Source organism: Achromobacter sp. GbtcB20 (genome assembly GCF_019091095.1).
GTDB classification, from domain to species: Bacteria; Pseudomonadota; Gammaproteobacteria; order Burkholderiales; family Burkholderiaceae_B; genus Achromobacter; species Achromobacter mucicolens.
In genome coordinates this window covers 85,216-99,078 of record NZ_JAGXJZ010000003.1, presented here as the reverse complement: position 1 = coordinate 99,078, position 13,863 = coordinate 85,216, and the positions used below count along the sequence as shown (strand labels likewise).

Sequence of the window (13,863 nt, the reverse complement as noted above, 5' to 3'; positions counted from 1 at the left end):
TCCTGGTCGCGGGTGCTCGTTTCCCTGCCGGTCACGGTTCCAACACGACGTTGCGACCTCAACTGGCCCCTACCACTGCACGCGAAAGCCGATCATGCCGCCCACGGCGTGGTTGTCGCTCATGTTGTTGGTTGCGCCGGCCACGCTCAGGTTTCCATAAACGCCGTAGCGCCCTTTGTTCCATTGGTAGGTCCCGCCAACGCCAAGTTCGGCCCACAGCCGCTCGTCCCGGCTTCGAAAAGACACGCCCGCCACGTTGACGTTCGTGCCATTCATGAACTCGTTGTACAGATTGGCGATGGCGTACACATGCGTTTGCCCGGCCGCCCCTTGCGCAACGGAGCGTTCAGGTTCGTAATCGAGCGACACGCCCAGACGTCCGATCAGACTGTCGCCATCGTCAAGCCGCACCTTGGCGCCGAACGGGTCCGTAAAGCTGTCGAAGTCGACTCGAGAGCGTATCAACTGCGCCTGCGGCGTCAGCGAAAAGCCCGTGCCGATGTCATGGCGATAGCCTGTCTCCACCGAGATGGCGACGCCGTTTCCATTGTTTCCCTTCACCTCATCGCGCCCGATCGTGCGCGACGAGATGTCGCTGTCGAACCACATGGCCTGCAATTGTCCGTCCACGTAGAACCCGCTGGCGCCGTACCACGTCAGGCTGGCGCCCACACCCGTGCCAGTCGTGTCGATCTTGCCCCGGCCATACGGAGACGCAATATCGGCCGACGCGTTGCCATGAGAAAGATTGACGCCAGCTACCAGCATCGAGCCATCGGGCTGGCGGTTTGCGACGACGTCAATGCCCGTTTGCAGCTTCCACAGATCGATATCCCGGCTCGACTTCGTCGCCGACTGAGCCGGGCGCGTGGAACTGGTGGCGCCTTGGATGCGAGCCCACCCCCCGAATTTGTCCTCGGCCGCGGGCTGACCGTCCGTCCGCCAGAACCGGTTTCCGACGCGTTGCTGCAACGTCGGCAACGTATTGAGGGAAGCGAGCACCTGGGGATACTGCTCATAAAGCGGTATGCCCGGCTGATAGCGTGGCCCCTCTTCGGGACTTCCGGGAATTTCCTCCACCGGCGCGCCCGGCCCGGGTTCGGGTTCGGGTTCGGGTTCGGGCTCTGGATCAGGACCCGGCCCTGGCTCCGGTTCGGGAGCGGTCTCCGGTTCCTTGAATTCGGATACGAGATACCAGTGACCGTCCGTGGGCGTATTGCTGCCGCCGTGTTGCAGCGTGTACGCATACGCGCCGGCAATCACGGCTTGCCGACCGTTTTCGGCCCGATAATCGCCCCGAAGGTTGAACGCGCCCGCAGGCGACGCGCCGCCGACCTCAATGACGCGAATGCCATTTACCGTCTGCGCCCCGCTGCCATTCAGATTGGTGACCTTGACGGCCGTACTGCCCGCGACATTGCCCGTCACAACCAGTTTGTCGGTAGGCGACGCGTCATTGCCAAGCACCGTCTCCAACTGCAACAGCGAACCGCTGCTGCCCGTGTAGTTCCCACTGATGGTCAGCGTGCCCAACGAGGCCCCGGGCGATACGGAGCCTGCATTGACGACACTGCCCACCCGTCCGCGCCCTTCCAACGTACCGCCAGAGAGAATCTGCATCGCCGCGCCCGACAGGTCGCGATTGACCTGCAGAATGCCCGCCCCGCCTATTTGCGCGGCGCCCGAGAAGTCCCCGTGGTCCGCATTCAGGATGGTGCGACCCGCCATCGCCTCCAGCCGCCCGCCCCCGACCAATCCGGTATTGGAGCCTGCTGCATTGTTGGCACCGTTGTTGATCGTCCCGTCGAACACATAACCGGAAGACGTGTGATTGAAAATCACGCGGCTGTCGCCCGCGCCAAATGAAACACGCGAGGTTTCCAGCGTGCCAGGCGCGACCGGCGCAGCGCCCGCATCGCTGCCGATGACAAGCTTGCCGATCCCGGAAGTTGTTGGGCCTATCAACGCGCCGGGAGCAATGACCTTCCCGCCTTCCGAGATCGTCAAACTGCCACTTCCGAATGAGCCAATCTGAATGGGCGAGCCGGACAGCCATTGAGAATTGGCCCCGCGAACCGTCACCGCTCCTTTGCCGCCAAATACGCCAATGGCGCTTGAGCCCGTCGAGACATAGCCGCCGTCCGCAATGTTCAAACTCCCTTCACCCGACATCCCGATGAAAAGCAGCTGATTGTTTATCCATTGCGAGCCCGCGCCAGTGACGGTCACAACGCCGACGCCATCGTCGAATTCCCCGAGAACGCCGCGCTGACTCTGGACCACACCGCTACCGGCAACCGTTAGCGTCCCTGCTGCACTCCAGCCAACATTCAGCGTACTCAAGCTGTTGGCGGACACTTCCCATCGCGCGTTTGGTCCGGTCACCGACACCACCCCGGCACCGCCGAAAACACCTCCCAGGTAAGCATCCGGGCTATTCACCAGACCGCCACTCAACACGTTCAGCGTACCGGCTCCCGTATTTCCAACCAAGAGGGGGCCGTTCATGTTCCAGGGAGAAGCCTGAGTTCCCGGAACGGATACCGTCTGCCCACTCTCGATTGTGATCTGAGCGACCGATACCCAAGGAAATGCCAGGAGGGGGAGCAGCGACGAACAAGACAGTACGCCGGCGGGCAGAGCGTTGTTTTTCATGAAACTTCCTCCGATCGAGCTTCGGTATCAGCACATGCCAAACATCAGACGGGGCGGATGGACCCTCCCCTCGTCGCCCATAGCCACGAGCGGTTTTGAGGATTATTGGGGAATAGTCCTTTTGGATGAGGAAGTGTTACGCGGGGTTACCAATCAGGAATGGGACCGCTGCACGGGTCGCGCAGCCTCACGTGACGCTGCCAGCCGCTGCCCACGCATCCCGGCGGACAGTTTTCTCCTGCCACCTGCTCTCCGGAAACAAAAAAACCGCCCGGAGGCGGCCGTCTGCGGCATAGCGTCGGCGTCAAAGTGTGACGTCAATCACTTTAGTGTGATTCATGCAATGCGCGTTGATCTTGTACAGGAAGATCAGATACCCGATGCCGAAAGTGACGATAGAGATAATCGCCCAGATGACGATATTTCCGATAATGCTGGCCAGATCGATGGTGCATTGCAGGCGGCCAACACGGCGTCCAGAATCATCGAGCACCGAAGTGCGGCTGATGATGAAACGCTGCATGTAATACGGGAACACGAAAAGCGCTAGGCCCAACGTGACGATACTCAGGAGGATCCAGATAATCCCGTGGCCGATGATGTCTCCGACGGTGAGATCCGACTTCAATTTCAACTGCTTCATGGTGTGCAACTTCCTGCGGCTTATATAACAGCCTTAGTTTTTACCATTTTTTTGCAGTTGTTTCAAAAAGAGACTTCAATATACTCAGGCAAAGCCGAAGGATCGGCACGCCAGTGCGCCTCGGCTCCTACTTGTCCAAGGTGCAAGAGCCAGGGAGATTTGTCCCACTTCCCCCTGCGCGGCCTTTCTCGTGGCGTCTCGCTCGCGCGGCTCAAGCGTCCGGCTGCGGGGCACATGGCTCACCAACTCCAGCATACTGGGGCCACCTGCGCTTTCACGACCTGCGACACAGCGCAGCGAGCCAGATGATCAACGACAAGGTCGACCTATACACCGTGGGCGCCGTGCTGGGGCACAAGTCAGCAGCCAGCACCAAGCGCTACGCGCACTTGGCCACTGAAGCCATCAAAACGGCGCACAGCCAGATTGGCAAAAATCCCCCACACAAAAGAAAACGCGGGCTGCATGAACTTCATGCAAACCCGCGTCATTCTTGGTAGGCCCCCCGAGAGTCGAACTCGGCACCAACGGATTATGAGTCCGCTGCTCTAACCAGGCATGAGCTAGAGGCCCAGGAAATTTACTGCCCTTCCAGGAAGCTCTTCAGCTTGTCGGCCCGGCTGGGGTGACGCAGCTTGCGCAGCGCTTTAGCCTCTATTTGGCGGATGCGCTCGCGCGTAACGTCGAATTGCTTGCCCACTTCTTCCAGGGTCTGGTCGGTGCTCATTTCGATGCCGAAACGCATGCGCAGGACCTTGGCTTCACGCGGGGTGAGAGAGTCTAGCACTTCCTTGACGACGTCGCGCATCGAACCATGCAGCGCCGCATCCGAAGGCGCCAGCGTGGACGTGTCTTCGATGAAATCGCCCAGGTGCGAGTCGTCGTCGTCACCGATGGGCGTTTCCATGGAGATCGGTTCCTTGGCGATCTTCAGGATCTTGCGGATCTTGTCCTCGGGCATGTCCATCTTTTGCGCCAGGGTCGCGGGATCCGGCTCGGCGCCGGTTTCCTGCAGGATCTGGCGGCTGATGCGGTTCATCTTGTTGATCGTTTCGATCATGTGAACCGGAATACGGATGGTGCGCGCCTGGTCGGCGATGGAACGCGTGATGGCCTGACGGATCCACCACGTTGCGTAGGTCGAGAACTTGTAGCCGCGGCGGTATTCGAACTTGTCCACGGCCTTCATCAGGCCGATGTTGCCTTCCTGGATGAGGTCGAGGAACTGCAGGCCACGGTTCGTGTACTTCTTGGCGATCGAGATCACCAGACGCAGGTTGGCCTCGGTCATTTCGCGCTTGGCCTTGCGAGCCTTGGCTTCGCCGGTGGCCATGCGCTTGTTGACGTCCTTCAGGTCCTTCAGCGGCAGCACGACGCGCGTTTGCAGGTCGATCAGCTTTTGCTGCAGTTCCTGCACGGCGGGAATCTGGCGCTCCAGCGTTTCGGCGTACGAATGGCCGGCGGCCACTTCGTCGACGACCCACTGCAGGTTGGTTTCGTTGCCGGGGAACACCTTGATGAAGTGCAGGCGCGGCATGCCGGCACGGTCCACACACGTGTGCAGAACAGCGCGCTCGAGCTGACGCACTTCTTCAACCTGGTTGCGCAGCGTGTCGGCCAGCTTTTCCACCATCTTGGCGGTGAAGCGGATGCCCATCAGTTCGTTCTGGATCGATTCCTGGGCGCGCACGTAGATGTCCGACTTGTAGCCGTCCTTCTCGTACGACAGGCGCATCTTGTCGAACTGCTTGCCCACTTCGTCGAACTTGGCCAGCGCCTTGACGCGCAGGTCTTCCAGCTGCTTGCTGGACATGCCGCCGGCGGGGCCGTCGTCGCTTTCGTCTTCATCGGCGGTGACGCCGGCGCCGGCGTATTCTTCGCCGTCTTCCGGATCGACCAGGCCGTCGACGACTTCGTCGATCTGCGCCTGTCCCTCACGCACGCGCGTGATGTGGGCCAGGATTTCGTTGATGGTGGTCGGGCAGGCCGAGATGGCCATGACCATGTGCTTCAGGCCGTCTTCGATACGCTTGGCGATCTCGATTTCGCCTTCGCGGGTCAGCAGCTCGACCGAGCCCATTTCGCGCATGTACATGCGGACCGGGTCGGTGGTGCGGCCGAAATCGGAGTCCACGGTGGTGAGCGCAGCTTCGGCTTCGTCTTCGACGTCGTCGTCGTTGGACGCAACCGGCGCGTTCTCGCTCATCAGCAGGGTTTCGGCGTCGGGGGCCTGGTCATAGACCGCGATACCCATATCGCTGAACGTGCTGATGATGCCGTCGATGGCTTCGGCATCGACCAGGTCGTCGGGCAGATGGTCGTTGATTTCGCCGTACGTCAGGTAACCGCGGTCCTTGCCCAGCTTGATCAGCTGCTTCAGGCGATTGCGGCGCGCTTCGTATTCTTCCGGCGTGACGGGGCCACGGGCGATCAGGTCCTTGGGATCGGCCTTGCCGCGCTTGCCGCCGCGCTTGGGCGGCTTCAGATCGGGCAGGACTTCGCCTTCGCCGTCCATCGGATCGTCGAAACCGTCGGAGTCGTTGTTGGCGTTCTTGGCGGGGCGGCCCGGACGGCGGCCGCTCGGCGCGGGACGCGCGCTGCCGACCAGATCGGCCAGTTTGTCTTCGGCTTTCTTGGCGCGGGCCTTCGTCACCTTTTCGGGCTTGTCCGCGGCAACTGCCGTTTTGGCCGCCTTTTTGGCGGCCGTCTTGGCGGCGGGCTTGGCGACCTTCACCGCCGTCTTGGCGGGCGCTTTTTCCGCGGCCATGCTGACGGCGCGTTTGGCCGCCACAGCCTTGGTTTCGGCCGCATCAATTGCAGAGGAGGATTTGCCGGTGGATTTGGTCATAGTCGCTTCCGTGGTCGTCGCAACCCGTTCGGGCTTGTTGCACCGCATAACGCCGCGCCGGATACGGATCCGGTGCGGCATGGAATACGGGTAAATCTGGTGGATCGGCGAAGATCACGCGGCTGCGTTGTTCGCAGCACCGGCTCTTGCGAGCCCGTCTGGCGACGTCTCCGGTTCTTGACCGTTCTGACGCCCGACGTGCATGACCTCATTCAACGGCGGGTTCCGGACGTTGGGGGGGCTGCCTGCCTATAAATAGGCTTTGCTCGCTTATCGGGCCATTGCCCCAAGCAGCTACGTATACACAGCACCCAAACCACTCACGCCACGCGGAGTTACCGCCGCTGAACTGCTTTTGATCCACCGCTCAGCTATATTAATTAACGATGTAACAATTTTGACGCACGCGTCCCGTTTCTAACCTTTTTTAGTGGTTAGCGATGCCGCCTGGGCTCAATAACCGGGATGCCCGAGCTTCAGGCCGCTCTCGTCAAATTGGTACATAAATCATTAGATTCCGCCTTCCGGAATAGATTCCAGTTGCCGGACTTCGTGTCACGTTCCTGCTCTTGCTGCATCGATCTGGCGAACAATCCGCCACCAATCGACCTTGAATTTCCAGCGATCATGCAACAGTCGGGCACAGCTGGCAATGGCGGCATCCGCGCTTGGCCGAACTGCGCCAGCCCTGCGCTGGCCTCACAGGCCCCCGCATGAGCGGAAAACCTTTGATTTTAGCGTATTTAGCGTATTCCGGCACCTTTCAGCAAGGTCATGCGGCGGGAGAGCTCAAGATACCGCTTGCGAGCCTCTTCCGAAGCCAGTCCGGAAGCCGCCAGCTTGGCCATTTCATTTTTCGCCGAATCGAACTCGATCCGCCGCAACGCATCGTCCCATTCCGTCTGCGGGTCGGGCAGGTCTTCCTGCGCCAGGATGTCCGCCCGCAGCCCCTTCAATACGGTTGCAAGGTCCGAGTCCGGCTCCGCAGCCTCCAGCAAGGCGCCGACATGGCGCGCGCCGCTGGATTGCGCCAGCATGATCAGGTCTCGTACCAATCCCAGATGGGGGCCATGGTCGATGACTTCAAGCTGCTGATCGCCCATGGAGTCGACCAGCTCGGGATGCGCGAGCAGCAGGCTCAAGAGCCGCTTGGCCAGCGACGGCATGGTGCGGCGCCCCTCGAAGCCGCCAACATCGTTGTCGCGCCGGCCTTTCCAGTTGCCCTTGCCGCCCTTCCAATCACCCTTGCCCTTCCAGTCGCTCTTGCCTTTCCAATCGCTCTTGCCCTTCCATTCCTGCTTGGCGCCTGGCTGCCAGCCCGCAGATCCGCCACCAGACGCTTCGCCATGCGAGGCGTACTGGCCGTAATCGTCGGACTCGTCGGCGGGAATGTCGTGGAAGTCGTGGTTGCCGTAGTCGTAGCCCATGTCCGGCGGACCGCCGTCGTGGCTCGGCTCGCCGCCCGGTGCCATACCGGACTCGGCACCGCCCGACGCGGGCCGCGCGGCCGGCGCAAATGGTTTGGCAGGCTGTTGCGCCAGAACCTGCGCCATTTCCTCGGGCGTCAATTGCACCAGCTTGGCCATTTCCCGTTCGATCTGCACGCGCAACGCGCATTCGGGGATCGTTGCCAGCAGCGGCTTGGCCTCGTGCAGACAACTGGCGCGCCCTTCGGCCTCGGTCATGTTGTGACGCGACGCCAATTCGTCCAACAAGAAGCGCGACAGCGCCACGGCGTCGCCCAGACACGCGCGGAACGCTTCGGCGCCCAATTCGCGCACATACGAATCGGGATCATGCTCCGCCGGCAGGAAGAGGAACCGGATCGCGATGTCATCCCGAAGCACCGGCAGACAGGCCTGCAGCGCACGCCAGGCGGCGCGCCGGCCGGCCTTGTCGCCATCGAAGCTGAAGATGACCTTGTCGCTGGCGCGCAAGAGCTTCTTGACGTGATCCGGCGTGGTGGCGGTGCCGAGCGTGGCAACGGCATTGGCAATGCCCTGCTGCGCCAAGCCGACCACGTCCATGTAGCCCTCGACGACAATCACCTGGCCTTCCTGACGGATGGCCTGGCGTGCCTCCCACAACCCGTAGAGCTCCTGCCCCTTCGAAAACAGGGGAGTTTCAGGAGAGTTCAGGTACTTGGGCTCGCCTTTGCCGATGATCCGGCCGCCAAACCCGATGAGGCTTCCCCGCGCATTGCGGATCGGAAACATCACCCGTTCGCGAAAGCGATCGTAGCGCCGCCCGTCCTCGGACTCGATGACGAGGCCGGACTCCACCAACGTGGGGTCCTCGTAGTTCGGAAACACCTGGGACAGACCGTGCCGGTCCGTGCCTGACCAGCCCAGGCCGAAATGCGCGGCGATCTCGCCAGTCAGGCCGCGCTGCTTCAAATAGCGGACGGCGGCGGGCGAAGCGCGCAACAGTTTCAGGTAATGGGCTTGGGCAGCGTCCAGCACCTGGGTGTGCCGGGATTCCTCGGCCTTGCGGCGCGCGGACTCCTGCTGCTGGCGGGGACTGCGGTTTTCTTCGGGGACCGTCATTCCCGCCGACGCCGCGAGCGTACGCACGGCGTCGGGGAAACTGGCGCCCGTATGTTCCATCAGGAAGGTGATGGCGCTGCCATGCGCTCCACAACCGAAGCAGTGATAGAACTGCTTGGTGGGGCTGACAGTGAACGAGGGGCTTTTTTCGTTATGAAAGGGGCACAGGCCAAGCAAGTTGGCCCCACCCTTTCGCAACTGCACATATCGCCCGACAACGTCGACGACGTCGACTCGGGCGAGCAAATCCTGGATGAATGATTCTGGAATCAATAGATTCGGGAATCAGAAATCAATACAGGCGCGGGGGCAGTTGTTGGCTACGGATGCGCTTGTAGTGACGCTTCACGGCGGCGGCATGCTTGCGCTTGCGCTCGGCGGTGGGCTTCTCATAGAACTCGCGCGAGCGCAGTTCGGTGAGCAAACCGGTCTTTTCGATGGTGCGCTTGAAGCGGCGCAGAGCGGCTTCAAACGGTTCGTTTTCCTTCAGTCGAACGATAGGCATAAAGTAATTGGCCTGCTTGTAGGGTAACAAAGTTGATGACAAACCTGGCTTGCTTTTCCAGCAACGCTGCGCGGCCCCAGGTACGCGAAGACGGCCTCTGGCGATAAGACCTGCAAACCGCCAATAGGCAAGTACCGCGAACTGTGAACCTTGAAAGCGCAACCCGGGCATGCGTTCACCCGGATTTGAGCTGGCTGTTTCCGTTACCCAAAGACTACCCAAAGAGTAACAAGCCAAGTTCGGTTTAGCGATAACCAGCGATTCTAGCATGGTCAAGGACGGTTTGACTACTGCCAGGGACAGTCCGCGCCCTGGGCCCCGCCCTTTTCCTGCCTGCTATCAGCTCTGGGAACCCTTGCGGATCCAGGCTTCCAATTGATGGGGACGCAAGCTGTCGTAGTCTTCGAAAGGCTGGTGAATCCAGGGATTCGTGGGCAGCTTCTCGACGTAATAGTCGGGCGTTGCCAGGGAATGCCCCTTCCACCACAGCACGGCGCTGCGCAATTCGGTGATATCAGCGAACTGGCTCTTCAGGTGATCGAAGACCTTATTGAAGGTCTTGCCGGTATCGACCATGTCGTCCACCAGCAACACCCGGCCAGACAGCGTGCCGCGGGTGATGGTGATGAACTGAGCGATGTCCATGTCGCCTTGCTTGGTGCCAGCCGCCTCGCGATAGCTGCTGGTGGCAAGAATGCCCAGCGGCACATCAAAAATACGCGACATGACGTCACCCACGCGCATACCGCCGCGCGCCAGGCAAAGAATCTTGTCAAACTTCCAGCCCGACTGGTGCACCTGCAAAGTAAGGCGCTCGATCAAGCGGTTGTAATCGTCCCACGTTACCCACAGGTGGCTATCGTCACTGGTCGGCGTGCTCATAGGCAAGCATCTCCTGCACAAAAATACGAAAAGGCCGCCGCCGGTATGACCGGCGGCGGCCTTGGGAATAATAACCCGATGTCAGCCCTTCAGGGGATGACGCAAAACAATGGTCTCGTTGCGGTCCGGACCGGTGGACACCAGGTCGATCGGCACGCCGCAGACTTCGGCGACACGCTCCAGATAACGGCGCGCGGCGGCGGGCAGCTTGGCGTATTCGGTGATGCCGACGGTGGATTCGCTCCAGCCGGGCAGCTCTTCGAGCACCGGTTGCGCTTGCGCAACGGCGTGCGCGCCGTAGGGCAGCACGTCGCGGAATTCACCGTTGACGCGGTAGCCGACGCCCAACTGGATGGTTTCCAGACCGTCCAGCACGTCCAGCTTGGTGATGCACAGGCCGGAAATGCCGTTCAGGCGGACCGAGCGCTTCAGCGCGGCGCCGTCGAACCAGCCGCAACGGCGCGGACGGCCCGTGACCGAACCGAATTCCTTGCCGATGGTGGCCAGACGGGTGCCGATCTCGTCGACCAGTTCCGTGGGGAACGGGCCCGAGCCAACGCGCGTGGTGTACGCCTTGGTGATGCCCAGCACGTAATCCAGTTGCTGGGGGCCGACGCCGGCGCCTGCCGAGGCCGCGCCCGCAACGCAGTTGCTGCTGGTGACGAAGGGATAAGTGCCGTGATCGACGTCCAGCAGCGCGCCTTGCGCGCCTTCGAACAGGAGGCGCTTGCCTTCCTGCTGCATGGCGTACAGGTTGCTGGAGACGTCCTTGACCATCGGGGCGATGGCCGGCGCCAAGGCCATGGCCTGATCGCGCACTTCGTTGGCCGAGACCGCTTCGGCGCCCAGGTACTGGGTCAGCACGAAGTTGTGGTAATCCAGCACTTCGGCGAGCTTTTCGTCAAAGAGCGCCGGATTGAAGAGGTCTTGCACGCGCAGGGCGCGGCGGGCGACCTTGTCTTCGTAGGCCGGGCCGATGCCACGGCCCGTCGTGCCGATCTTGCCCTCGCCCTTGCGCGCTTCGCGCGCCTTGTCGATGGCGACGTGGTACGGCAGGATCAGCGGGCAGATCTCGGAGATCTGCAGGCGCGAACGCACGTCCAGGCCGGCGGCCTCAAGCTCTTCGATTTCCTTGAGCAGGGCTTCCGGGGACAGCACGACGCCATTGCCGATGAAGCAGGTGACACCGGGGTGCATGATGCCCGACGGGATCAGGCGAAGAATCGTCTTCTTGCCGTTGATCCACAGCGTATGGCCGGCATTGTGACCGCCTTGGAAGCGGACCACGCCCTGGACGGATTCCGCCAGCCAGTCGACGATCTTGCCCTTGCCCTCGTCACCCCATTGGGTGCCGATTACGACTACGTTCTTGCTCATGATACGAATCAATTTCGAGTTTCTCGGGAAATCCGGAAATCTCCCCGCGGCCCTCTCGTTTCCGAGAGGGAGTTAGTCACAGCGTTTTGACCGTCCAGACGCCATCCTGCAGCGCCAGCTCGCGATCGCAAACGAATTCGTCCTGATCCTGCTCGTGACCGGGCAATACCTGAACGACGATTTCCCCTGACCGGCGCAAGCGGCGAACCGCCTCGGTCAGAGCGGGGGCCTGCCCCCAAGGCGCGCGAACCGCTCGCGCCCTTTCCGCCGGCGGCAGACCCGCCGCCAGCTTGCGTAAATCAAGACTGAAGCCCGTGGCCGGACGCGACCGGCCAAACGCGTGGCTGACGTCATCGTAGCGGCCACCGCTGACCAACGCGTCGTGCCAGCCTTCAGCGTACAGCGCAAACTTGACGCCCGAGTGGTAAGCGTAACCACCGACGTCGGCCAGATCGACACTGAAAGACACGTTGGGCATGGCGTCGACCACTGCCTGAAGGGCGTCGAGCGCCTCGGCGATACCCGGCAGCGCCGGCAGGTCACGGCGGGCGATCTTCAGCACGTCCTGACCACCGTACAGCGTGGGCAGCAATTGCAGCGCCTTCAGCGTTTCCGGACGGATGCCGGGCGCGCGCGCCGCCAGCTCGCCCAGTCCGGGCACATCCTTGTCGCGCATCAGCCGGATCGCATCCTGCGCCAGCTCGGCAGCCGCCGGATCCGACTTCAGGATCGCGCGCAGCACACCGGGGTGATTCAGATCCAGGCGCGGATTGCGAACGCCGGCGATGGCAACGGTTTCCAGCACCAGCTGGATGATTTCCAGATCGGCTTCGAATCCGGCATGGCCGTAGATTTCGGCGCCGATCTGCAGCAACTCGCGGCTGGACAGCAAGTCCGAGGGACGGGCATGCAGCACATTGCCGCAATAACACAGGCGGGTGACGCCCGCGCGGTTGAGCAAGTGCGCGTCAATGCGCGTGACCTGGGGAGTCATGTCCGCGCGCACGCCCAGCGTGCGGCCCGAAAGCTGGTCAATCAGCTTGCAGGTGCGCAGATCCAGATCGCTGCCGGTGCCCGACAGCAATGAATCGATGTACTCGACCAGGGGCGGCGCGACCAGCTCGAACCCGTATGTACGGTAAAGATCGAGAAGTTCGCGGCGCAGTTCCTCGATGCGCCGGGCCTCTGCCGGAAGTACGTCGGCGAGGCTTTCGGGCAGCAGCCAGTTACCCATGAATGTGTTTACCTGAATAACGCCAAGTGATGCGTGGGCGTCGCCCAAACGAAAAGCGGCTGAGGGGCGTAAGCCCGCTCAGCCGCTGCGGAATGTTTTATAGCTTACGCGGTATTGTACATGGTTCAGCGGCAAGCGCCACCCGGGGGACGGGCATGTCCAGTGCCCGCGGCGTCCCCGATCCCCGTAAGGGAGCATCCCGCCAGAAGCAGAAAAGCCCCTCGGGTACCCGAGGGGCTTTTTCGTTCGTGCCGGCTGCTGCCGGTTACTTGGCCGGCACCGTGACCGGAGCCAGCGCGGCGCCTGCCGGATCCTTCATGAACTGGAAGAAGCTGGAGCTGGGGTCCACCACCAGCACGTCGCCCGGCTTGGAGAACGAGGCGCGATAGGCTTCCAGGCTCTTGTAGTACGTATAGAAGTCCGGATTCTTGCCATAAGCCTGGGCGTAGATGGCTGCCGCAGCGGCGTCGCCCTCACCCATGATGCCCTGGGCCTTGGCGTACGCCTGAGCCACGATGACCTCGCGCTGGCGGTCGGCCTCGGCGCGGATCTTCTCGCCTTCGGCGGCGCCGATCGAGCGCAGTTCGTTCGCCACGCGAGTACGCTCGGCTTCCATGCGGCGGTACACCGACTCGGAAATTTCCGGCGCGAACTCGATGCGGCGCAGACGCACGTCAACGATCTGCACGCCCAGCGGCTCGGCGCGCTTGGCGACGTTGTCCAGGATCTCCGTCATGATCTTGTCGCGTTCGGTCGAGACCACGTCGCGCACCGTACGCACGTTGACCGATGCGTTCAGGGCGTCGCGGATCTGGGCTTGCAGACGCTCTTGCGCCGCACGCTCGTTGCCGCCGAACGTCACGTAGAACAGACGGGGATCCGCAATGCGCCACTTGACGTACGAGTCGATCAGCAGGTTCTTCTTTTCGGAAGTCTGGATGCGCTCGGCTTCGTTGGTCTCGATGGTCAGAATGCGCTTGTCGAGCGTGACGACATTCTGGAAAGGCGGCGGAACCTTGAAGTACAGGCCAGGTTCACTGATGACGCGGCGGACCTCACCTAGCGAGAACACCAGGGCATAGTCGCGCTCGCGGACCACGAAAACGCTGGAGGAAAGGAGGGCCAGCACGATGAGCAGGCCGACCAGGATGGGCATAAGACGATTCATGTTCA

At 61.9% G+C, this 13,863-nt stretch carries 10 protein-coding genes and 1 tRNA gene; 1 reads left to right on the top strand and 10 read right to left on the bottom strand.

The window, feature by feature from the left end:
- Positions 1–69 precede the first annotated feature (69 nt).
- A complete protein-coding gene (locus tag KVT32_RS05705) occupies positions 70–2,655 on the bottom strand; it encodes an autotransporter outer membrane beta-barrel domain-containing protein (protein WP_217617811.1) in 2,586 nt (861 codons plus the stop codon).
- 304 nt (positions 2,656–2,959) lie between these two features.
- Positions 2,960–3,298 carry a DUF6693 family protein gene (locus KVT32_RS05700; RefSeq protein ID WP_056315730.1) on the bottom strand — a complete coding sequence of 113 codons (339 nt, stop codon included), beginning with the start codon at positions 3,296–3,298 and terminating at the stop codon, positions 2,960–2,962.
- Between the two features lie 305 nt (positions 3,299–3,603).
- Between KVT32_RS05700 and KVT32_RS32070 the strand changes: the two genes are divergently transcribed.
- Entirely contained in the window at positions 3,604–3,798 is a 195-nt protein-coding gene (locus tag KVT32_RS32070; protein ID WP_254636779.1) for a hypothetical protein, read from the top strand.
- On the opposite strand, the gene KVT32_RS05690 is transcribed toward KVT32_RS32070, so the two are convergent.
- The 8 genes from KVT32_RS05690 to hflC form a co-directional block, all read right to left on the bottom strand.
- Positions 3,793–3,871: transfer RNA gene (locus KVT32_RS05690), tRNA-Ile, on the bottom strand. The genes KVT32_RS32070 and KVT32_RS05690 overlap by 6 nt on opposite strands.
- A gap of 7 nt (positions 3,872–3,878) precedes the next feature.
- Positions 3,879–6,146, bottom strand: a complete 2,268-nt coding sequence (rpoD, locus tag KVT32_RS05685; RefSeq protein ID WP_217617810.1) for an RNA polymerase sigma factor RpoD — start codon at positions 6,144–6,146, stop codon at positions 3,879–3,881.
- Between the two features lie 743 nt (positions 6,147–6,889).
- Complete coding sequence (gene dnaG / locus KVT32_RS05680; RefSeq protein WP_217617809.1) at positions 6,890–8,965, bottom strand: DNA primase; 2,076 nt, start codon at positions 8,963–8,965, stop codon at positions 6,890–6,892.
- Positions 8,966–8,984: 19 nt separating this feature from the next.
- A complete protein-coding gene (gene rpsU, locus KVT32_RS05675) occupies positions 8,985–9,197 on the bottom strand; it encodes a 30S ribosomal protein S21 (protein WP_006218592.1) in 213 nt (70 codons plus the stop codon).
- 339 nt (positions 9,198–9,536) lie between these two features.
- Positions 9,537–10,079: a phosphoribosyltransferase gene (locus KVT32_RS05670; RefSeq protein ID WP_056315724.1), complete on the bottom strand. Its 543-nt coding sequence runs from the start codon at positions 10,077–10,079 to the stop codon at positions 9,537–9,539.
- An 81-nt stretch (positions 10,080–10,160) separates the two neighbouring features.
- The gene (locus KVT32_RS05665) at positions 10,161–11,456 is read right to left on the bottom strand and encodes an adenylosuccinate synthase (RefSeq protein ID WP_056315722.1); all 1,296 of its coding nucleotides are present in this window, start codon (positions 11,454–11,456) and stop codon (positions 10,161–10,163) included.
- 76 nt (positions 11,457–11,532) lie between these two features.
- Positions 11,533–12,690, bottom strand: coding sequence for an ATP phosphoribosyltransferase regulatory subunit (locus tag KVT32_RS05660; RefSeq protein WP_062842025.1), 1,158 nt, complete (start codon positions 12,688–12,690; stop codon positions 11,533–11,535).
- Positions 12,691–12,955: 265 nt separating this feature from the next.
- The gene (gene hflC / locus KVT32_RS05655) at positions 12,956–13,858 is read right to left on the bottom strand and encodes a protease modulator HflC (RefSeq protein WP_056315716.1); all 903 of its coding nucleotides are present in this window, start codon (positions 13,856–13,858) and stop codon (positions 12,956–12,958) included.
- Positions 13,859–13,863 lie beyond the last annotated feature (5 nt).